Origin of the sequence: Microlunatus capsulatus (assembly GCF_017876495.1) — a bacterium.
Lineage (GTDB): Bacteria > Actinomycetota > Actinomycetes > Propionibacteriales > Propionibacteriaceae > Microlunatus > Microlunatus capsulatus.
Genome location: NZ_JAGIOB010000001.1, coordinates 74269 through 93561, shown reverse-complemented (window position 1 = coordinate 93561; position 19293 = coordinate 74269). Strand labels below are relative to the sequence as shown.

The 19293-nt window shown below is 76.7% G+C and carries 20 protein-coding genes; 13 read left to right on the top strand and 7 right to left on the bottom strand.

The window, feature by feature from the left end; genetic code table 11:
• Positions 1 to 33 precede the first annotated feature (33 nt).
• The 7 genes from JOF54_RS00445 (at position 34) to JOF54_RS00415 (ending at position 5660) form a co-directional block, all read left to right on the top strand.
• The gene (locus tag JOF54_RS00445) at positions 34 to 618 is read left to right on the top strand and encodes a TetR/AcrR family transcriptional regulator (protein WP_210051959.1); all 585 of its coding nucleotides are present in this window, start codon (positions 34 to 36) and stop codon (positions 616 to 618) included.
• Positions 609 to 1256, top strand: a complete 648-nt coding sequence (yczE, locus tag JOF54_RS00440) for a membrane protein YczE (RefSeq protein ID WP_210051957.1) — start codon at positions 609 to 611, stop codon at positions 1254 to 1256. The genes JOF54_RS00445 and yczE overlap by 10 nt, the downstream gene beginning before the upstream one ends.
• Positions 1257 to 1393: 137 nt before the next feature.
• Positions 1394 to 2941, top strand: coding sequence for an integrin alpha (locus JOF54_RS00435; RefSeq protein ID WP_210051955.1), 1548 nt, complete (start codon positions 1394 to 1396; stop codon positions 2939 to 2941).
• Positions 2942 to 2943: 2 nt separating this feature from the next.
• Positions 2944 to 3825, top strand: coding sequence for an alpha/beta fold hydrolase (locus JOF54_RS00430; protein WP_210051954.1), 882 nt, complete (start codon positions 2944 to 2946; stop codon positions 3823 to 3825).
• Between the two features lie 71 nt (positions 3826 to 3896).
• On the top strand, positions 3897 to 4652 hold the full coding sequence (locus tag JOF54_RS00425; RefSeq protein WP_210051952.1) for a DinB family protein: 756 nt from the start codon (positions 3897 to 3899) through the stop codon (positions 4650 to 4652).
• A gap of 46 nt (positions 4653 to 4698) precedes the next feature.
• Positions 4699 to 5367 (top strand): DUF1707 SHOCT-like domain-containing protein, encoded by a 669-nt coding sequence (locus tag JOF54_RS00420; RefSeq protein WP_210051950.1) that lies wholly within the window; start codon positions 4699 to 4701, stop codon positions 5365 to 5367.
• Between the two features lie 140 nt (positions 5368 to 5507).
• Positions 5508 to 5660: a hypothetical protein gene (locus JOF54_RS00415; RefSeq protein ID WP_210051948.1), complete on the top strand. Its 153-nt coding sequence runs from the start codon at positions 5508 to 5510 to the stop codon at positions 5658 to 5660.
• On the opposite strand, the gene JOF54_RS00410 is transcribed toward JOF54_RS00415, so the two are convergent.
• The 3 genes from JOF54_RS00410 to JOF54_RS00400 all read right to left on the bottom strand — a co-directional run bounded on the left by JOF54_RS00410 (position 5653) and on the right by JOF54_RS00400 (position 9995).
• Positions 5653 to 6822 carry a serine hydrolase domain-containing protein gene (locus JOF54_RS00410; RefSeq protein ID WP_210051946.1) on the bottom strand — a complete coding sequence of 390 codons (1170 nt, stop codon included), beginning with the start codon at positions 6820 to 6822 and terminating at the stop codon, positions 5653 to 5655. The genes JOF54_RS00415 and JOF54_RS00410 overlap by 8 nt on opposite strands.
• Positions 6819 to 7160 carry a DUF2200 domain-containing protein gene (locus JOF54_RS00405; protein ID WP_210051944.1) on the bottom strand — a complete coding sequence of 114 codons (342 nt, stop codon included), beginning with the start codon at positions 7158 to 7160 and terminating at the stop codon, positions 6819 to 6821. Before JOF54_RS00405 ends, JOF54_RS00410 begins: the two co-directional genes overlap by 4 nt.
• Positions 7161 to 7379: 219 nt before the next feature.
• Positions 7380 to 9995 (bottom strand): ExeM/NucH family extracellular endonuclease, encoded by a 2616-nt coding sequence (locus JOF54_RS00400; RefSeq protein WP_210051942.1) that lies wholly within the window; start codon positions 9993 to 9995, stop codon positions 7380 to 7382.
• Positions 9996 to 10124: 129 nt separating this feature from the next.
• On the opposite strand from JOF54_RS00400, the gene JOF54_RS00395 reads away from it, so the two are divergent.
• Both JOF54_RS00395 and JOF54_RS00390 read left to right on the top strand, forming a co-directional pair.
• Positions 10125 to 11384, top strand: a complete 1260-nt coding sequence (locus tag JOF54_RS00395) for an MFS transporter (protein ID WP_210051940.1) — start codon at positions 10125 to 10127, stop codon at positions 11382 to 11384.
• Between the two features lie 75 nt (positions 11385 to 11459).
• Positions 11460 to 12104, top strand: coding sequence for a dihydrofolate reductase family protein (locus tag JOF54_RS00390; protein WP_210051937.1), 645 nt, complete (start codon positions 11460 to 11462; stop codon positions 12102 to 12104).
• A 7-nt stretch (positions 12105 to 12111) separates the two neighbouring features.
• Here JOF54_RS00390 and JOF54_RS00385 read toward each other — a convergent pair whose 3' ends face one another.
• Positions 12112 to 12747 carry a class I SAM-dependent methyltransferase gene (locus JOF54_RS00385; protein WP_210051935.1) on the bottom strand — a complete coding sequence of 212 codons (636 nt, stop codon included), beginning with the start codon at positions 12745 to 12747 and terminating at the stop codon, positions 12112 to 12114.
• A 181-nt stretch (positions 12748 to 12928) separates the two neighbouring features.
• Here JOF54_RS00385 and JOF54_RS00380 point away from each other — a divergent pair, with 181 nt between their 5' ends.
• From JOF54_RS00380 to JOF54_RS00365, 4 genes are all read left to right on the top strand, one after another.
• The gene (locus JOF54_RS00380) at positions 12929 to 13567 is read left to right on the top strand and encodes a dihydrofolate reductase family protein (RefSeq protein ID WP_210051933.1); all 639 of its coding nucleotides are present in this window, start codon (positions 12929 to 12931) and stop codon (positions 13565 to 13567) included.
• A gap of 169 nt (positions 13568 to 13736) precedes the next feature.
• The gene (locus tag JOF54_RS00375) at positions 13737 to 14762 is read left to right on the top strand and encodes a Gfo/Idh/MocA family protein (RefSeq protein ID WP_210051931.1); all 1026 of its coding nucleotides are present in this window, start codon (positions 13737 to 13739) and stop codon (positions 14760 to 14762) included.
• Positions 14763 to 14815: 53 nt separating this feature from the next.
• Complete coding sequence (locus JOF54_RS00370; RefSeq protein WP_210051929.1) at positions 14816 to 15265, top strand: VOC family protein; 450 nt, start codon at positions 14816 to 14818, stop codon at positions 15263 to 15265.
• Positions 15262 to 15858 carry a maleylpyruvate isomerase family mycothiol-dependent enzyme gene (locus JOF54_RS00365; RefSeq protein WP_210051927.1) on the top strand — a complete coding sequence of 199 codons (597 nt, stop codon included), beginning with the start codon at positions 15262 to 15264 and terminating at the stop codon, positions 15856 to 15858. The genes JOF54_RS00370 and JOF54_RS00365 overlap by 4 nt, the downstream gene beginning before the upstream one ends.
• A gap of 74 nt (positions 15859 to 15932) precedes the next feature.
• On the opposite strand, the gene JOF54_RS00360 is transcribed toward JOF54_RS00365, so the two are convergent.
• The 3 genes from JOF54_RS00360 to JOF54_RS00350 all read right to left on the bottom strand — a co-directional run bounded on the left by JOF54_RS00360 (position 15933) and on the right by JOF54_RS00350 (position 19293).
• Positions 15933 to 16589 (bottom strand): maleylpyruvate isomerase N-terminal domain-containing protein, encoded by a 657-nt coding sequence (locus JOF54_RS00360; protein ID WP_210051925.1) that lies wholly within the window; start codon positions 16587 to 16589, stop codon positions 15933 to 15935.
• Between the two features lie 65 nt (positions 16590 to 16654).
• Complete coding sequence (locus JOF54_RS00355; RefSeq protein ID WP_210051923.1) at positions 16655 to 17017, bottom strand: universal stress protein; 363 nt, start codon at positions 17015 to 17017, stop codon at positions 16655 to 16657.
• Complete coding sequence (locus tag JOF54_RS00350; RefSeq protein WP_210051921.1) at positions 17014 to 19293, bottom strand: beta-glucosidase; 2280 nt, start codon at positions 19291 to 19293, stop codon at positions 17014 to 17016. The genes JOF54_RS00355 and JOF54_RS00350 overlap by 4 nt, the downstream gene beginning before the upstream one ends.

Here is a 19293-nt window from a genome sequence, read left to right as displayed (position 1 = left end):
GTGAGCACTTGACTGACCGGTAAAGTCAGCCCCATGAGCACCGACGCCCGCGAGGCCCTCCTCCGCTCCGCCGGCCGGCTGTTCTACGCCGAGGGCATCACCGCGACCGGGGTGGACGCCGTCGTCCGCTCGGCGGGAGTCACCAAGCCGACGCTCTACGCCCACTTCGGCTCCAAGGCCGGGCTGGTCGCCGCCGTGCTGCACCGCCGGCACGAGGACCGGCGGGCCGAGCTGGAGGCCTGGCTGGCCCCGCGGCCCGCCGCCGAGCACCCGCTGGCGGTCTTCGACTGGCTGCAGCACTTCTACGCCGAGCGCGGTGAGCGCGGCTGCGGGTTCCTCAACGCGGCCGCCGAGCTGGCCGGCCCGGACGGCGTCGCCCCCGGACCCGACGACGCGGCCCGGGCCGAGGTGCGCGCCGAGAAGGCCTGGCTGCGCGGGCTCCTCACCGCCGGCTGCGCCGCGTCCGGCTGCCGGGAGCCGGAGCGGCTCGGCTCCCAGCTGCTGCTGCTGCTCGACGGCGTGGCGGGCCGGGCCGTCGTCGAGGGCCGGGAGGCCGCCGCCGAGGCCGCGGTGCAGGCCCGGCAGGCCGCCGACGTGCTGCTCTCCGCATGCCGCTGAGCCGGAGCCGGTGGTCCGACCGGCCCCTGACCCGTGCGACCCGCCTGCTCGGCGGGCTGGTGGTCTTCGGGCTGGCCCTGGCCCTGCTGGTCCGCGCCGACCTGGGCCTGGACCCCTGGACGGTGTTCAGCGCCGGCGTGGCCCGCCACGTCGACCTGAGCCTGGGCGCGGTGACGGTGCTGAGCTCGGTCGTCGTCCTGCTGCTGTGGGTGCCGCTGCGCCAGCGCCCCGGGCTGGGCACGGTGGCCAACGCCCTCGTCGTCGGGCCGGTCCTCGACCTGGGCGTGGCCCTGCTGCCCGCGCCCCAGCACCTCCTCGTCCGCGCGCTGTTCCTGGCCCTCGCCCTGGTGCTGGTGGCCGTGGGCACCGGGCTCTACGTCGGCGTCGGCTGGGGCCCCGGTCCCCGGGATGGGCTGATGACCGGTCTCGTCGAGCTGGGCCTGCCGCTCTTCCTGGCCCGCACGCTCATCGAGGGCACCGTGCTGGTCGTCGGGTGGCTGCTCGGCGGCACCGTCGGGGTGGCCACCGTCGTCTTCGCCCTCGCCGTCGGCCCGCTGGTGGGGAGGGCGCTCCCCCGGCTGACGCTGCCTCCGACGCCGCCCGCCGGGCCGGCCCCCCGCCCCGACCCCGACCTCTGACCCCTGACCGGGCCGGTCCCAGCCGTTCGTCACGGCCCGCACACCCGCCGGTCCCCGGGTGTAGAACGAGGGTCGAGGGCCCCCGGTCTCCCGAGACCGGCCGTGACGCCCTCGTGGTCACGGACGAGGGAGTTCGCATGACACGGTCCACGTCGAGACGTCTGCGCTGGGCGGGGGCCGTGGTCGCCCTGGGGCTGGCCGCACCGGCCCTGGCCCCGCCGTCACCGGCTGCGGCGGCCGAGCCGGCCTGCCGGCTGCCCGGTGAGCGGGTGGCCGTCGGCCTGCCGGTCCCGGAGGGTCGTCGCACACCGGGCGCCGTCGACGTCCGCAGCGTGAGCCCGGCCACCCCGTCGCTGCTCGTGCTCCCGCCCGAGCGCGCGGGCGGCGACCCCGACCCGCAGGAGTTCGGCGCGGCGGTGGTCCTGTCCGACCTCGACGCCGACGGATGCGTCGACCTGGTGGTCGGCGCGCCCGGCGCCGACCGGGTCTACCTCGTCAACGGCCGGCGGGCCGACCAGCGCGTCGCCGACCTGACCTGGACGGCGGAGGACCTGCTGCCCGGCGCGACCGGCCGGGAGCGCTTCGGGGCCGCCCTCGCCGTCGAGCGGGTGAACGCCGAGCCCGGCCAGCCGGGCCACGGCCAGCACCGGATCTGGATCGGCGCGCCCGGCGCCGTCGTCGGCGGGCGGGAGGCGGCCGGCGCGGTGGTCCACCTCCTGGTCGACGCCGACCTCCGGGTGACGAGCCCCGCCGTGCTCAGCCAGGACAGCCCCGGGGTCCCCGGCGGCGCGGAGGCCGGCGACCGGTTCGGGGAGGTGCTCGAGCCCGTCGGGGACGTCGCGCTGCCGTCCACCGACGAGCAGCTCCCGCCCGCCGGCTTCCCCTCCGGCGTCGCCGTGGGGGTGCCGCACGAGGACCTCGGCCGGGCGGTCGACGCCGGCATGGTCGTCCTGCTGCCGGCCCCGGGCGGGCCGGCGCTGCCGACCCCGCGCTCGCTCACCCAGGACACGCCCGGGGTGCCGGGGGCTGTCGAGGGCGGCGACCGCTTCGGCGCCGCGCTCGAGCTCGACGCCACGCCGCGGGAGCCCGTCCCCGTGCTGTGGGTGGGCTCCCCCGGGGAGGACCTCGGCCGGTCCGCCGACGCCGGGGTCGTCGACCGGTTCGCGCTGACCCGGACCACCGTCCGGCCCACCCTGCACCTGTCCCAGGACAGCCCCGGGATCCGCGGGGCGGCCGAGGCGGGCGACCAGTTCGGGTCCGCCCTGGCCAGCGTCATCTCCTCCGGCTGCACGATCCCCACGGGACGGTTCGGCCGGGCCGTGCTCGCCGTCGGGTCCCCGACCGAGGACGTCGCCGGACGGCAGGACGCGGGCATGCTGACGCTGTACAGCGGACCGGTGGAGGGCTGCGGTCCCCTGCTGGGCGGCGCGGCCGGTGACCGGGCCGGCGCGACGGCCGTGCACGGGGCGCGCGGGCGCTCCGGCGTCGACGACGAGTACGCCGACGTGCTCGCCTGGGGCGCGCCGGGCGAGGACGTCGGGACGGTCCGCGACGCCGGCGTCGTGCAGGTCACCCGGCCCGCCGAGCCCGTCCTCGTCGTCTCCGCGGGCACCGCCTCCGCCGGGGGCCGGGCCGGCCAGCGCTACGGCGCGGCGCTCGGCGGCTACGCCCTCAACGGACCCTGACCGTGGCCCCGGCGCCGTCCGGCGCGGGCGAGCGGCTGCTCGACCTCGGCGACGGGGTCGAGCTCTGCGTGGAGACGTTCGGACAGCCCGACGACCCCACCGTCCTGCTGGTCGGCGGCGCGGCGCAGTCGATGGTCTGGTGGGAGACGGCCTTCTGCCGGCGGCTCGCCGCGGGCGGACGGCACGTGGTCCGCTACGACCACCGCGAGACGGGCCGCTCGACGACCTCGCCCGCGGGCCGTCCGCGCGGCACCGCCGCCGACCTGGCCGAGGACCCGGCCACGATCCTGCGGGCCCTCGACGCGGGCGCCGCCCACGTCGTCGGCCTCTCCCTGGGCGGTGGGCTGGCGCAGGTCCTGGCCGTCCGGCACCCGTCCCTGGTCGCCACGCTGACCCTGGTCGCCACCACCGCCGCCGGGCCCGGGGACGGCACACCGCTGCCCGGGCCGTCCGCCGCGGTCGTCGAGGCGGCGGAGCACCCGCCGCCGGACCCCGACTGGTCCGACCGCGACGCCGTGCTGGCCCACCGCGTCGACGTCGAGCGCCCCTGCGCCGGCGCCCTCGGCTTCGACGAGGCCCGGGTCCGGCGGCTGGCCGGCCTGGAGCTGGACCGCACCGCCGACCCGGCGGCCTCGCTCGCGAACCACTTCCTGCTGGCCGACGACCCGTGGCCGGACGGGGCCACCCTCGCCGACGTCGGTGCGCGGACCCTGGTGCTGCACGGCACGACCGACCCGGTCTTCCCGCTGGAGCACGGACGGGCCCTGGCCCGCCGGCTGCCGCGGGCCGCTCTCGTCGAGCTCCCCGGAGCCGGCCACGAGCAGCCGCCGCCCCCGCTCTGGGACCTCGCCGTGACGGCGCTGCTGCGGCACACCGGGGGCTGACGCGGACGCCGGCGGGCGGCTAGCGTGAGCCGCGACCAGCCATCGCCGCACCGCTCGAGGAGGAGGGGTTCGTGACCAGGTTCACCCGCTCGGACACGCTGCAGGGGGCGACCTTCGTCGGCGCCGACCTGCGCGGGGCGCGCTTCGTCGAGAGCGACCTGTCCGGCGTCGTCATGCGCGGCGTCGAGCTGGCGGGCGCCGACCTCGACGCGCCCTGGCTGCCGCACGCCGGCTCCTTCCGCGTCAACGGCGTCGACGTCATCGCCTTCGTCGAGGCCGAGCTGGACCGCCGCTTCCCCGGCCGCGCGCTGCGGCGGGCGGCCGACCCGGACGGCCTGCGGGAGGCCTGGGCGGCGCTGGAGCAGGGCTGGGCGGCCGTCGTCGCCCGCGTGGAGGCGATGCCGCCGGGCACCGCCGACGTCCGGGTGGACGACGAGTGGTCGTTCGCGGAGACGCTCCGGCACCTGGTGCTGGCCACCGACGCCTGGCTGGGGCGCGGCGTGCTGGAGCGGGAGCAGCCGCTGCACCCCCTCGGCCTGGCCTTCGCCGACGCCGGGTCCGGCGGTCCCCTCGACCTGTCCGTGCTCACCCCCGGCACCCCGCCATGGGCCGAGGTGCTGGCCGCGCGCGCGGACCGGGTCGGCCAGGTCCGCGCGTTCCTCGCCACCGTCACCGCCGAGGAGCTGGACACGCCGCGGCGCAACCCGTGGGACCCCGCGGGCGCCGAGACGACCCGCTCCTGCCTGCACGTCGTGCTGGAGGAGGAGTGGGAGCACCACCGCTTCGCCGTCCGCGACCTCGACGCCCTGGCCGGTGCCGTCGGCTGACCCCGGCCGACGAGGCGGCCCCGCCGCGGCTGGCTAGGCTGCGGCCATGTCGACACCGCGCCCCGAGCTCCGCATCGGCGACCGCGAGCGCGACCTCGTCGCGTCGGTCCTGCAGGACGCGCTGGCCGAGGGCCGGATCACCCTGGAGGAGCTCGACGCGCGGCTGGACGGGACCCTGGCCGCCCGGACCTACGCCGACCTCGACGCGCTGGTGGCCGACCTGCCGGTGGAGCCGCCGTCCTCCGCCCTCACCTCCCCGCGGGCCGGCGTGGACGCGCGGCTCTCGACCGCTCCCGGCACCTCCCCCGACGACCCGCTGGTGCTCGACGCCGGCTGGTCCAGCGCGACCCGCAGCGGCCGCTGGGACGTGCCGCCGTTCCTGCTGCTCAACGGCGCGCTGGGCACCGTCAAGCTCGACTGCCTGGAGGCCACCCCGCTGGCGCCCGTCGTCGACGTCGAGATCAGCGGCGGGATGGGCCACATCACGATCGTGCTGCCCGACGACTGGGCCGCGAACGCCGACCGGGTGACCAACGCCTGGGGCATGTCGAGCGTCAAGGTGGGCAGCCGTCCCGGGGCCGGCGCGCCGCTGCTGCTGCTGCACGGCTCCGTGGGCTGGGGCTGGCTGACGGTCCGGCACGCCAACCGGTTCGACCGGCGCCGCGTCGAGAAGCGGGCCCTCGGCCGCGACGAGCGGCCCGGCCTCACCCGCTAGGCCCCGGCCTCCGGAGTCCGGCGGTCCTGGGGGGACGTCCGGGCCGAGCTCGACCCCGACGTCACCACCCCGCACGGTCCCGACGGCCTCCTCCTGGATGAGGGCTTCCTCGTCGACGGCTCATCCGCCACTCACCCGGGGTGACGACGGCGGGGTCCTGGGCGTCCGCGGTGCTGCTGGAGGCCTCCCGGCCCGACGCCGCCGTCCGGGCCGCGCTGCCCTTGCCCCTCGCGCTGGCCCGGCACCGGCTGCGCTGCGTCTACGCCTTCCGGGCCGCCGACCGCGTCAGCTGAGCCGGTCCGGGTCGCGCAGCGCCTGGAAATCCTGGAGCAGCCCCCAGGTCCGCTCCCCCAGCTCGACCTGGGTGAGGAGGATGCCGGTGGTGCCGTCGGGGTCGACGAAGAAGTCCGTGCCCTGGCCGCCGGACCAGCCGTAGCGCCCCGCCGCCGGCCCCGCGGTGACGACGGCGACGCCGAAGCCCCAACCCGTGCCGTCCCAGAAGCCGGGGAAGAAGCTCTCCGGCGTCTTCAGCGCGGGGGCGACCTGGTCGCTCGTGAGCAGCGCGAGGTGCTCGGCCGACAGCAGCGGGGCGCCGTCGACGGGGGTCCGGGCGGCCAGCGCCCGCAGGAAGCGGTGGTAGTCGGCGGCGGTGGAGACCAGCTCGCCGTGGCTGACGTCGACGTCCGGCGGACCGGCGTAGGGCCCGCCGCCCGCGGGCTCGGTCTCGACCAGCGCGCCGTCCTCGGCGCGGTAGGCCGCGGGCAGCCGGTCGAGCCGGTCGGTCGGCACCCAGAACCCGGTGTCGCGCAGGCCCAGCGGGCCGAGGAGGTCGGCGGCGAGGTGGTCGGCCAGGGGCCGGCCGGCGACCCGGGCGAGCAGGACCCCGAGGACGGAGAAGGAGTGGTGGTAGCGCCAGCCGGTGCCCGGCGCGAACGCGAGCGGCAGCGCCGCCAGCCGGGCCAGCCATGCGTCGGCCCCGCCCGCCCAGGGCAGCGGACCGGCCTGGGTGCCGTTCGCGGCCATCGCCGCGCCCAGCGGCGAGCCGTCGACGACCATCCCGTACCCGGAGGTGCAGGTGAGCAGGTGCCGCAGGGTGATCGGCCCGGGCGCGGGGACGGTGTCGTCGACCTCGGCGGCCGGGTGCCGCAGCACCCGGCGGTCGGCCAGCTCGGGCAGCCAGCGCTCGACGGCGTCGTCCAGGCCGAGGTGGCCCGCCTCCACCGCCCGCAGCGCCGCCACGGCGGTGACCACCTTGGTCATCGACTGGAGGCGGACGACGGCGTCGACCGGCATCGCCGGCCCGTCCACCGCCAGCCGGCCGACGGCCACCGGCTCGGCGTCCTCGCCGCCGAGCAGGGCCACGGCCCCGGGCACGGTGCCTTCCTCGACGTGGCGCCGGAGCAGGGCCTCCAGCGCCGTCCGCTGGTCCGCCCCGGGCCCGGCGGCGGTGCTCACGCCCGCAGCACCTTGGCCATCGGGCGGCCCCCGGCCAGCTCGTCGACGAGCTTGTCGAGGTAGCGGATCCGCCGCATGAGCGGGTCCTCCACCTCCTCGACCCGGATGCCGCAGATCGAGCCGGTGATGGCGGTCGCGTTCGGGTGCAGCCGGGCCGCGGCGAAGAAGTCCTGGAAGGTGGTGCGCGCGGCGAGGTGGGCCTCGAGCTCGGGCTGCGCGAAGCCGGTCAGCCAGCCGATCACCTCGTCCAGCTCGGGCCGGCTGCGGCCCTTCCGCTCCACCTTGGCCAGGTAGTGCGGGTACACGTCGGCGACGCTGGTGGTGAAGATCCGGTGCACGAGCGCCAGCGTAACGGCGTCGCGCCCGGCTGGGGAGGGCTCCGCGGCGGTCGCTCAGGCTCGGTCGCGGTGATGACGCAGTGCGCCGAGCGCGCGACCCTCCGCGCCCTGAGCTCGTCGAAGGGCCTTCGACAGGCTCAGGCAGCGGTGGAGCAGGACCCGGGACGACGAGCGCCCAGCCCGTGTGAGCGGGCTGGGCGTCCGTGCGCCGGGCGAGGGTCAGCTCTCGGGGCCGCCCTGCCGGGCCGGGCCGCGGCCCTGGCCCTGGGTGAGGACGTCGGAGCCCGGACCGCCTGTCAGCGCGTCGTCGCCGCGCCCGCCGTCGAGCTGGTCGTCGCCGAACCCGCCGAGGAGGGAGTCGTCGCCGTTGCCGCCCCGCAGGATGTCGTCGCCGGCGCCGCCGCAGAGCACGTCGTCGCCGTTGAGGCCCTCGAGGACGTCGTCCCCGCCCAGGCCCAGGATCACGTCGGGCCGGTTGGTGCCGCGCAGCACGTCGGCGCCGGCGGTGCCGGTGAGGGTCGGGACCAGGCCCTCGCAGCGCTCGGCCAGGTCGATCCCCAGCACGACGGGGTCGTGGTCGCTGGAGCGGTACGGGTCGGCGGCGTAGAGCGCCGGGTCGCCCGTGTACTGGTAGGCGGAGGACTCGACGCTGTTGATGTTCCAGTGCGTCAGGTCGGTCACCTTCGACCGCAGCGCCGCGCTGGCCAGCGCGTGGTCGAGCGAGCCGGAGCCCGCGTCGAAGACGTAGCTGTAGCGGCCCGGGTCGAGGGTCTCGCCGAGGTCGGTGAACCCGGCCTCCCGCAGGACGTCGATCGGGTCCTCCTGCGTGTAGGCGTTCAGGTCGCCCAGCAGCAGCACGTCCTCGTCGCCGCTGCGGGCGGCGAGCCGGTCGGTGAACGCCGCCAGCGAGGCGGCCTGGCGGACGCGGTCGCCGTTCCACTCGCCCTGGCCGTCGCCCGTGTCGACGTTGTCCCCGGTCGGGCTGCCCGGGCTCTTGGACTTGAAGTGGTTGGCCACCACGGTGAAGCGGTCCCCGTCCTTGCTGAACGTCTGGGCGATCGGCTCGCGGGCGTTGTCCCAGACCTCCTCGTCGACGAGCCCGACCGGGTCGCCCACGGGCTGGACCTCGTCGGTGACGTAGAGGATGCCGTTGCGGATGACGTCGCGGTCGACGGCCAGCAGCTCCTGCGGCAGCGGGACGTAGCTCCACTTCGCGTACCCGGCGTCGGCGTCCAGCCGCGCGACGAGGTCGGCCAGGGCCGCGTCGGCGTTCCCCGGGCTGTAGCCGGTGGAGTCGGTGTCCTCGATCTCCAGCAGGGTGACGACGTCAGCACCGAGGGCGTTGATGGCCGGCACGATCTTGCCGGCCTGCCGCTCCAGCTGCTCGGGCGTCCGGGCGCCGCGCGCGTCGGGACCGGTCAGGGTGAGGAAGTAGTTGAGGACGTTGAACGAGCCCACCTGGACGTCGCCGCCGACCGCGGTGGGAGCCGCGGGCCGGGTGTTGGTCGGGGCGAAGGTGCCCTCCGCCGTGCCGTCGGCGGGCTGCAGGCGCCAGGCGTCGAAGCCGTAGCCGAGGACGGTCGGGGCCGTGAAGCTGAGCGTGTCCCCCACCCGCACCGGGGTGCTCGCCGACAGGTAGGGCCGGGTGGTGGTGGTCACCCGGGCCGAGAGCCCGTCGTCGAGCACGAGGCTCCGGAGGCGGTTCTGCTCGGCGACGGCCGCGGCCGCCGGCCCGGGCTCGGCGGCCTCGGTCGGGGTGACGAGCACGCCGCCCTCGCTGAGGGTGAGCTCGCCGAAGCTGGTCAGGTCGAAGACCTCGCTGACGCTCAGCCGGTCGGCCACCTGCACCCGCATGCCCTCGAGCGGCTCGCGCCGGGCGTCGGTGGCGGGCAGGTCCAGGGTCGCGGGGGCGGGCAGGTCGGCCGGCGTGCCGGTCGCGCACACCGCCACCGACGCGCCGGTGCCGATCTGGGTCTGGCCGCCGAACTCGGCCACGGTGCCGGTGACGGCGACCGTGTCGCCCAGGGCGACGGGGGTGCGGTCGAAGACGAAGAGGCCGTCGGAGGTGGCCGCGTCGCCGTCGCCGGCGTCCTGCAGGTAGAAGCCGCTGAGCCCGGGCAGGTCGCCGACGACCGTCCCGCGCACGGTCACCCGCGTGCCGGCCACCGGGCTGGTCGCCCCGGCGCCCTGGACGGCGCCGACCGGGGTGGGTGTGGCCGCGCAGACGGCCGGGTCGCCGGGCGGGGTGCTCGGCGCCGTGCCGGCCCCCGGGTTGACGGCACCCGGGCTGGCGGCGGCGGGACCGCTCCAGACCAGGGCGTCGCGAGCGGCGTCGTAGGTGCGGGCGAGCGACTGGCCCACCGGCTCGGTGCCGGCCTCGGACACGCCGATGTCGGTCGAGGTGGTGCCGGCCGCCGGGCCGTCCACCGCGGTCATGGTGCCCTCGTAGGAGAGGAGCTCGAGCACCGTGCTGCCCCGGACCAGGGCGACGGCGTCGGGCGCGCCGTTCTGGACCCCGTTGGCCGGGTAGCTCACGGTGGCCACCGCAGCGGCGCCGGCCGGCGCGGTCACGACGGGCAGGGCGTCGGTGTCGTAGACCGTCCCGTTCCCGCCGTTGTAGAGGACGACGGAGAGGCCGGCGCTGCTGGTGCCGGCGGGCAGCTGGACCTCGACGAGCTCGCCGCTGTCGGTGCCGGCGTTGTCGTAGTGGATCTCGGAGATGAACGGCGTGGACGGCGCGGCCGCGGCGGCCGGCAGGGTGACGAGGGCGCCGGCGGAGACGACGGCAGCCGCGAGGGAGCCGGCGAGCAGCCGGCGGGGTCGGGCGAGGGGCATGGCTCTCCTGGGTGGGGGAGGCTCACTTGTACCACCCGCGGGTGATCGGAGGTCAACGCTTGACCTGCGCCCCGGCGACGGGCTCGGGGCGCGGTCCGGGGGCCGCGCGCGGACGTCTACGCTGACCGGGTGTCCGAGACGGCCGTCGAGGCGAAGCCCGCCTCCGCCGTCGGGCTCGTGCTCGGCTCCCGGCTCTACCGCCGGGCGGTGCTGAGCCTCTTCCTCGGCGGCCTGGGCATCTCGGTGGCCATGCCCCAGCTCTCGCTGTTCCTGGTGGAGGACCTGGGCGCCTCGCTGCCCGTCGCCGGGCTCTTCTTCCTCACCAACCTGGCCGCCCCCGTCCTCGGGTTCTTCGTGGGCCGCTGGTCGGACCGGATGGCCGACCGGCTGACGCTGTTCCGGGTCGGCGCGGTCGTGGGCCTGGTGGGCTGGCTGGCGATGGCCTCCACGACGCAGGTCTGGATGGCGTTCCTGGTCAACCTGACGGTGCTGGGCTTCGCCGGCGCGACCAGCGCCCTGATCTTCGCCGCCGTCCGGGACCAGCTGACCCACGAGCCGTCCGGCGCGGACAACCGGGTGGTCTCGACGGTGCGGCTGGGCTTCAGCGCCGGCTTCATGACCGGCCCCCTGGTGGGCAGCGTCCTCGGCGGAGTGGCCGGCCTGCGCTGGACGCTGGTCGCCGCCGGCGTCTGCACGCTCCTGCAGGCCCTGCCGGTGCTGGGTCAGCGGGTCCCGCGGGCCGCGGCCGGGACCGCGGTGGCGCCGGGGGCGACCGGGCCCGCCCGGCCGGCCAGCCTGCTGCCCCTGCTGGCGTTCCTCGGCCTGGGGGTGCTGGCGATGTGCGGCGACACCATCAAGTTCGCCTACCTCCCGCTGTACATGGAGCTCCAGCTGGGCACGCCGGACTGGCTCCGCGGCGTGGTGATCTCGGCGCAGTCGGTGGGCATGCTGCTCTTCATCCCGCTGATGGGAGCGCTCGCCGACCGGTTCGGCGCGCACCGGCTGGTGGTGGTCAACGTCCTGCTGGGCGTGGTCGCGAACCTCGGCTTCATGCTGGCCGGCAGCGAGCTCGTCCTGATCGGGGCCACCCTGCTGAACGCGGCGATGTGGGCCACGCTCGGCGGGATCGGCATCACCGTCGCCCAGGACCTCTACCCGACCGGCATCGGGATGGCGTCCTCGCTGTACTTCTCGGCCATCCGCTTCTCGGCCGCCATCGGCGGCGTCGCCGGCGGCCTGGGCGTCGGCTGGTTCGGCGTCCCCGGCGTCTTCGGGGTGCCCGCCGCCCTCTGCCTGGTCGCCGCCGCGGGTCTGGCCGTCCAGGCCGTCGTCCGGCAGCGGGCGGTCCGCGCCGCGGCGGCCCCGGCCCCGCCGGCCGACGCCCGATGAGTTCGTCCGAGCGCCGCGGTCGGTACGGCTGCTGAGACCACCACCACCGCCACGACCACCACCGAGGGAGCGCCCGTGACCCAGCTGCTGCGCCTGCAGAACTTCACCGTGTCCGCCGACGGCTACGGCGCGGGCACCGGCCAGTCGCTGGAACGGCCCTTCGGGCACGCCGACCCGCGCGAGCTGATGGCCTGGGCCCTGGCCACGGCGAGCTTCCCCGGCCCGACCGGGCCCGGCGCGACCCGCGGCCTCGACGACCGCCTCGCCGGCGACTTCCACCACGGCATCGGCGCCGAGATCATGGGCCGGCACAAGTTCGGGCCGCAGCGCGGGCCGTGGGCCGACCACGACTGGCAGGGGTGGTGGGGCGACGAGCCGCCCTTCCGCACGCCGGTGTTCGTCCTCACCCACCACCCACGGCCCTCGTTCACCCTGGGCGCCACCACGTTCCACTTCGTCGGGGGCGACCCGCCCGAGGTGCTCGCGCAGGCCCGCGCGGCCGCCGGCGGCCTGGACGTCCGCCTCGGCGGCGGCGCGGAGACCGTCCGGGCGTTCCTCGACGCCGACCTCGTCGACACCCTGCACGTCGTCGTGTCCCCGGTGGTGCTGGGCGCCGGCAGCCGGCTGTGGGAGAGCCCCGACGTGCTGGACGACCGCTTCCACCACGACGTGGTGCCCAGCCCGAGCGGCGTGGTGCACCACCTGCTCTGGCGGCGCTGAGCCGGCCTCAGGTCCGGCGGCGGGCGACCAGCGCGCCGTGCGGGCGCTGGCCGGGGTCCCGGCGCTGCTCGTGCTCGACGACGGCCAGGCCGGCCCCGTCCAGCAGCGGGGCCAGGGCCTCCGTCGTCCACGACCAGGCGGTGAGCACCGCGTGGTCGAACGGCTCGCCGGCGGGGCCGTCCACGAAGCCCAGCAGCAGCGAGCCGCCGGGCCGGAGCACCCGCCCCAGCTCGCCGAGGAGCTGCGGCAGCTCCGCGGGCGGGGTGTGCAGGGCCGAGTACCAGGCCAGCACCCCGCCGACGGCGGCGTCGCGCAGCGGCAGCGCCGCCAGCGAGCCGCGGAGCAGCGGCAGCCGCGGGCACCGGCGACGGGCGCTCGTCAGGAACCGGCCGGAGAGGTCGACCCCGACGACGACCCGCGCGTCCGCGCCCTGCAGCACCTCCGCCCACGCGGCCGGGCCGCAGCCCGCGTCCAGCAGCGGGCCGGCCGTCGCGTCCCGCCAGCGCCGCACCCGCGCCACGTCGACGGCGGCGAGCCGGTCCGGTGTGCCCAGCAGCGCGGTGTACTCCTCCGCCCGGGCGTCGTAGGCCGCGCCGACGTCGACCCGCGGGCCACCCGCCCCGCGGCCGGGTGCGACCCTCACCACGTCGCCCCGGTCACGGCGCCATCCTCGACCGCACAGGCCGACGGCGCCAGCACCGGCGGCCACGGGTCGTCGCGGCGGGGCCGATGAGCCGGGGCCCCCGGGCCGGTCTAGGTTCCGAGCACCACCCAGGGCCCACCACCCAGGAACCACCCACCCACGACCCACCAGGAGGCACCCCGTGGGACTTGTCCACGTCGAGCTGTTCGCCACCCTCGACCTCGTCGGCCAGTCGCCCGGCAGCCCGACCGAGGACCCGGAGGACTTCCCCTTCGGCGGCTGGCAGGCGCCGCTGCTCGACGAATTGGCCGGGGCGCAGGTGGCCGCCGCCTACGCCGGCACGGACGCGCTGCTGCTCGGCCGCCGGACCTACGACATCTTCGCCGCCTACTGGCCCCACCAGCAGGGCGGGCCGGACGACGGCATCGCCGCGCTGTTCAACCGGGTGCCGAAGTACGTCGCCTCCCGCGGCACCCCCGCGCTGGGCTGGGCGGGCTCGGAGCAGCTGGGGCCCGACCTGGCGGCGGCGGTGCGCCGGGTCCGCGAGGAGCACGAGCACGTCGCCGTCGTCGGCAGCCTCGACCTGGTGCAGACGCTGCTGCGCGAGCGGCTGGTCGACCGGCTGGACCTGTGGCTGCACCCGGTCGTCCTGGGCGTCGGCAAGAGGGTCTTCGCCGGCGGCGCCGTGCCCACCAACCTCACGCTGCTGGAGCCACCCGTCGCCGGCCCCAGCGGCACCGTCCACCTCCGCTACGGGCTCGCGGAGGGCACACCGGGCACCGGCGACATGGGAGCCCCCGACCGCGGCCTGGAGCGCTGAGCCGCCGGGCAGCGGCAGACCGGGGCGGCCGAGGGCCGGGTGCGCGCCGCCGCACCCGGCCTGGCAGCCTGGACCCCTCAGCACGCTCCCGGCCCCCGGCGGCGACCCCGCGGTCGCGCCCGCGACGGGCCGGTGAGCACGTCGCAGGAACAGGAAGAGGGAGCTCGGCATGCGGTTCGTCCAGGTGGGTCTCGGCGGCTTCGGCCGGGACTGGGCCAAGAACGTCATCCCCCAGGTGCCGGAGGTCGAGGTGGTGGGGACCGCCGACGTCTACGCCGGCTCGCGCGAGCTCGCCGTCGCCGCCGGCCTGACGACCCCGGAGCGCTGCTTCACCACGGTGGAGGAGGCCCTGGAGGCGACCGACCCCGAGGCCGTGCTGGTCACCGCGAGCCTGTTGGGCCACGTGCCCGCCGCCCGGGCCGCGCTGGAGTCGGGCCGGCACGTGCTCATCGAGAAGCCGTTCGCCCCCAGCGTCGCCGAGGCCGAGGAGCTCGTCGCCCTGGCCGACGCCCGTGGCCTGACGGTGGCCGTCAGCCAGAACTACCGGTTCTTCCCCGCCGTCCAGGCCGTGCAGCGGATCGTCGCCGAGCAGACCTACGGCGACCTGCACGCGGTGGCGCTCGACTTCCGCCAGATGTCCGGGGGCGACGGCGTCCCGGGGCCGCACCACGCCCTCGACGAGCCGCTGCTGGTGGACATGTCCATCCACCACTTCGACCTCATCCGCACGGTGCTGGGCCGCGAGGTCACCGCCGTCGACCTGCGCACCTGGGACCCCGCCTGGTCGCTGTTCTCCGGGCCGTCCGAGGGCGCCGGCATCGTCGAGTCCGGCGACCTGGTCACCAGCTACCGGGCCAGCTGGGTGAGCAGCGGGCTGCGCACCACCTGGGCCGGGGAGTGGCGGATGGACTTCGCCGACGCCGAGGTCTGGTGGACCAGCCGCGGCGACGGCCCCGAGGGCTGGCGCTCCGACGAGGTCCGCGTCCGCCGGGGCGGCGCCGTGGAGACGCTGACGCTGCCCACCGTGGCGCGGGTCGACCGGGCCGGCAGCCTCACCGAGTTCGTGACCGCGATCGGCGAGGGCCGCGAGCCGGGCATCTCCGGACGGGACAACCTCGGCAGCCTCGCCACCACGTACGCGGCGGTGGAGTCGGCGCGCACCCGGCAGCCGGTCACGCTGCCCGCCCTCGGCTGAGAGGTCGGAGCCAGGCCCTGGTCACGGCGGGCCGGCGGCCCCAGGATGGCGTCATGGGCCACATCCGCCGCTTCGACCACGTCGGGATCACCGTCGCCGACCTCGAGACCGTCACCGCCTTCTTCGTCAGCCTGGGCCTGGAGGCCGAGGGGCCGCCGATGCCGGTCGAGGGGACGTTCCTCGACACCGTCATCGGCATCCCGGGCTCGGCGACTGAGATCGTCATGCTGACGACCCCGGACGGCGGCACCCGGCTGGAGCTGTCCCGCTTCGTCCGCCCCGACCACGTCCCGGGCTCACCGGGAGCGATGGCGAACGAGCTGGGGCTGCGCAACGTCGCCTTCGAGGTCGACGACCTGCAGGCGGCGGTCGAGAGGGCGGCGGCGCAGGGCTACGGGCTCGTCGGGGCGGTCGGCCGCCACGAGGACCTGTGGCTGATGGCCTACGTGCGCGGCCCGGAGGGCCTCATCGTCTCCCTCGCCGAGCGGATCGGCGGAGCGTGAGCAGCCCGCAGGCGTGGGTCGCGCCCACGTGCACCGGTCTCGCCGACCTGCTGGCCGCCGGGCCGCCGACCCTCTGGGACGCCCCGACGCTGTGCGCGGGCTGGCAGGTCCGGCACCTCGTCGCCCACCTGACCATGGCCGCGCGGCTGACCCCGGAGCAGTTCGGCGCCGAGATGGCGGCCGCCCGCGGCGACTTCGGGGTGCTCTCCGACACCGTCGCGCAGCGCGACGGCGGCCTGCCCGCCGACGACCTGCTGGCCGCCCTGCGCTCGCCGCGGCTGCACGGCTGGGAGCCTCCCGGCGGCGGTGCGCTGGGCGCGCTCAGCCACGCCGTCATCCACTCCCTCGACGTGACCCTCGCCCTGGGTCGCCCGTCGGTGGCCCCCGACGGGGCGCTGGTCGCCGTGCTCGACGGGCAGATTGCGGCCGACGGCGCGTGGTTCGGGACCGACCTCACCGGGCTGCGCCTGGAGGCGGCCGACGCCGGGTGGAGCTGGGGCGAGGGCCGGACGGTCCGGGCCGACGCCGGGGCCCTGGTCTCCCTGCTCGCCGGCCGCACCCTGCCCGACGGCACCGTCCTCCCCCGCACCTGAGCCCGCGACGGCGGCGGCCGGCGCCGGTCGGCGCCGGCGGCCCGTCGTCCTCCCCCGGTCACCGGGCGGAGGGCTCAGAAGGCCGCCGCGACCGCTGTCGCCCGCTCGGCCCGGGCCAGGGCCCGCAGGGCGGCGTCCTGCCCGTGCCGTCGCCCGCCCAGCACGGCCAGCAGGGCGAGGACCGGGTGCAGGACGTCCTCGTCGAAGGCCGGCGTCGGGAGGCCGGCGCTGACGGCCAGGTCGTCGGCGTGCACCACGGTCTCCAGCGTGCGGACGACGAGGAAGTCGTCGGTGGCCAGCCGGCAGCCCAGCCAGGGGACGTAGGTGGTCGGTCCGGCGCCCTGGACCGCGGCCGGCAGCTGCGCCCGGCTCTGCTGCAGCCACTGCGCGGCCCGCTCCGGCCCGACCGCGGCCATCGCGTTGAACTCGTCGCGGATCGAGGTGTTCTCGGGGGCGTCGACCGGGGCGGTGAACCAGTCGGCGCGCGCGAAGGAGTCGGCCAGCGCGACCAGCGGGGCGTCGGCCGGCACGGGCTCGAGGCCGAGGAACTCCACGGCCGCGTCCGCCTGGCTGGCCAGGTGGACGGCCAGCCCGCCCACCGTCAGGCCGGGCAGCGCCGACTCCTGCTCCCAGGCCCCGGCCACCGCCGGGTGCCCGACCAGGCCGGCGGCGGCGTCGGTGGCCCGGAGGAGGGCGTCGCGGTCGAGGACGTCGCGGAAGGTGAGGGGCACGACCCGACCCTAGGACGGGCCGTGGGCCACGGGAAGGGCCGGTCCGGCCCTCCCCGCGGCCGAGGTCAGCCCTGGGCGGCCTTCACCGAGAGCACCGGCACGGGTGCCTCGAGGATCAGCCGCTGCGCGATGCTGCCCAGCACGGCCTTCCCGACCGGGGACCGGCGGCGGACGCCGACGACCAGCCGGGTGATCTCCGGGCGCTCCTCGAGCACCTGCAGCACCTGCTCGATCTCGTCGAGGGCCGACGGCCGGGCCGGGACGACCTCCTCGGCCGAGAGCCCGTCCCCGAGGTCGGGCAGCTCCAGCCCGGTCCCGGTGAGGTTGACCGCGACGAGCAGGACGCCCATCCGGACGGCCTCCTCGGCGGCGGCCACGAGGGCCGCTCGGCCCTCCGTGCTGTCGGTGACGGCGACGCAGATGCTCATGCGGTGGTGCTCCCGGTCCGGTCGGAGGTGTCCGTGCTCGCGTCCCGCCACTCCTGGGCGATCCGGTCGAGCGCGTCGTGGTCGAGGCTCATCCCGAAGCTGGCGAGGGTGCTCATCGGCATGTTGCCGATGACCTGCAGCAGCTCGGCGTCGAGGACGGCGCCGGCCTGGCCCTCGCCGACCTCGCGCTGGACCAGCGCCCGGCCCCGCGGGTCGCCCATCCACTCCTCGAGGGTGGAGTCCCGGCCGAGCGGTGCGGCGATCCGGGGCGCGTCGACGGCGAGCACCGCGGTCAGCGGCAGGTCGCGCGAGCTGGTGCCGACGGCGACGACGAAGTCGCCCGCCTCCACCGCCCAGCGGCCCAGGGTGGTGGACCAGAAGGAGAAGGCCCGCTGGTCGAGGGCGACCGTCACCGTCTCGGAGGCGCCGGCCGCGAGCTCGACCCGGGCGAAGCCCTTGAGCTCGCGGACCGGCCGGGCCACGCTGGCATCGACGTCCTCGACGTAGACCTGGACGACCTCCGCCCCGTCGCGGTCGCCGGTGTTGGTGACGGTGAGCGTGACCTCGGCCGCGAGGTCACCGGCCGCCACCGAGCCGGTGGTGGTGACGGCGAGGTCGGACAGGGCGAAGCTGGTGTAGGACAGCCCGAAGCCGAAGGGGAAGGCGACGTCGGTGCGCGCCTTGTCGTAGCCCCGGTAGCCGATGAACAGCCCCTCGCCGTAGCGGACCACCTGGGAGTCGCCCGGGAAGTTCAGGTAGGAGGAGTTGTCCTCCAGCCGGTGCGGGATGCTCTCGGCGAGCCGGCCGGACGGGTTGACGACCCCGGTCAGCACGTCGGCGATGCCGCCGGCGGCCGCCTGGCCGCCCAGCCAGGCCTCGACGAGGGCCCCGGCGTGCGGCAGGACGTCGCCGAGCACCACGGTCGAGCCGTTGACGAGCACCACCACCACCCGCGGGTTCTCCGCGGCCACCGCGGCGAGCGTGGCGAGCTGGTTGGCGGGCAGCTCCAGGTGGGTGCGGTCGAAGCCCTCGGACTCGTCCGCGCCGGGCAGGCCGAGGACGACGACGACGGTCTCGGCGGCCGCGGCGACCGCGACGGCCTCGGCGCGCAGGGCCTCGTCGTCGGCGGTGCCGCCCACGCCGTAGCCGGCGGCGAAGGGCACCTCGCCGAGCGCGGCGCGGAGCTCGTCGACCAGGGTGTCGACGCGCGTCGGGTTCACCTGCGAGGAGCCGGCGCCCTGGAACCGCGGCGTCCGGGCGAACTCGCCGACGAGGGCGACCCGACCACCGGCGGCCAGCGGCAGCAGGCCGTCGTTGTGCAGCAGCACCACGGACGCGGCCGCGGCCTCCCGGGCCAGCGCGTGGTGGGCGTCGGCGTCGAAGGTCTCGTCGAGGTCCAGCACGGCCATGCCCTTGGAGACGAGCTCCAGCACGGTGCGGACGCGCCGGTCGAGCAGCTCGGCCGGCACCTCCCCGGACTCGACCGCCGCGACGACCTGCTCGGGGCTGCGGCCCAGCGCGGGCGGCATCTCGAGGTCCAGGCCGGCCAGCAGGGCCGGGACGCGGTGGTAGACCGCGCCCCAGTCGGAGACGACCAGGCCCTCGAAGCCGAGCTCGTCGCGCAGCACCGTCTGCAGCAGCCAGGGGTTCTCCGAGGCCGACTGCCCGTTGACCTTGTTGTAGGAGCACATGACGGTCCACGGCTGCTCGGCGGTGACCACCCGCTCGAAGGCCGGCAGGTAGATCTCGCGCAGCGTGCGCTCGTCGACCTGGGCGTCGACCCGCAGCCGGTCGGTCTCCTGGTTGTTGGCCGCGTAGTGCTTGACCGAGGTGCCGACGCCGCGGGACTGGATGCCGCCGACGATGCCGACGGCCAGCTCACCGGCCAGGAAGGGGTCCTCGGAGAAGTACTCGAAGTTGCGGCCGCACAGCGGCGACCGCTTCATGTTGATGCCCGGCCCCAGGATCACCGAGAGGTTGCAGGCGCGGGCCTCCTGGGCCAGCGCCTCGCCGATCCGGCGCAGCAGCTGCGGGTCCCACGTCGACGCGACGGCCGACGCCGTCGGGAAGCAGGTGGCCGGCAGGGAGCCGCCGAGGCCGACGTGGTCACTCTCGCCCGGCTGGGCGCGGAGGCCGTGCGGTCCGTCGGAGACCATGATCCGCGGGATGCCCAGGCGCTCCACCGGGGCGGTGTACCAGAAGTGCGACCCGCTGGTCAGCGAGGCCTTCTCGGCCAGGGTGAGCTCGCCCAGCAGGCGGTCGACGTCGAGAGTCAT

Excerpts from the sequence above, each read along its gene's own strand:
- yczE (WP_210051957.1), top strand. The coding sequence starts at position 609 with ATGCCGCTGAGCCGGAGCCGGTGGTCCGACCGGCCCCTGACCCGTGCG.
- JOF54_RS00370 (WP_210051929.1), top strand. The coding sequence starts at position 14,816 with ATGGGCCACATCCGCCGCTTCGACCACGTCGGGATCACCGTCGCCGAC.
- JOF54_RS00355 (WP_210051923.1), bottom strand. The coding sequence starts at position 17,017 with ATGAGCATCTGCGTCGCCGTCACCGACAGCACGGAGGGCCGAGCGGCC.
- JOF54_RS00435 (WP_210051955.1), top strand. The coding sequence starts at position 1,394 with ATGACACGGTCCACGTCGAGACGTCTGCGCTGGGCGGGGGCCGTGGTC.
- JOF54_RS00400 (WP_210051942.1), bottom strand. The coding sequence starts at position 9,995 with ATGCCCCTCGCCCGACCCCGCCGGCTGCTCGCCGGCTCCCTCGCGGCT.
- JOF54_RS00350 (WP_210051921.1), bottom strand. The coding sequence starts at position 19,293 with ATGACTCTCGACGTCGACCGCCTGCTGGGCGAGCTCACCCTGGCCGAG.
- JOF54_RS00420 (WP_210051950.1), top strand. The coding sequence starts at position 4,699 with ATGTCGACACCGCGCCCCGAGCTCCGCATCGGCGACCGCGAGCGCGAC.
- JOF54_RS00445 (WP_210051959.1), top strand. The coding sequence starts at position 34 with ATGAGCACCGACGCCCGCGAGGCCCTCCTCCGCTCCGCCGGCCGGCTG.
- JOF54_RS00375 (WP_210051931.1), top strand. The coding sequence starts at position 13,737 with ATGCGGTTCGTCCAGGTGGGTCTCGGCGGCTTCGGCCGGGACTGGGCC.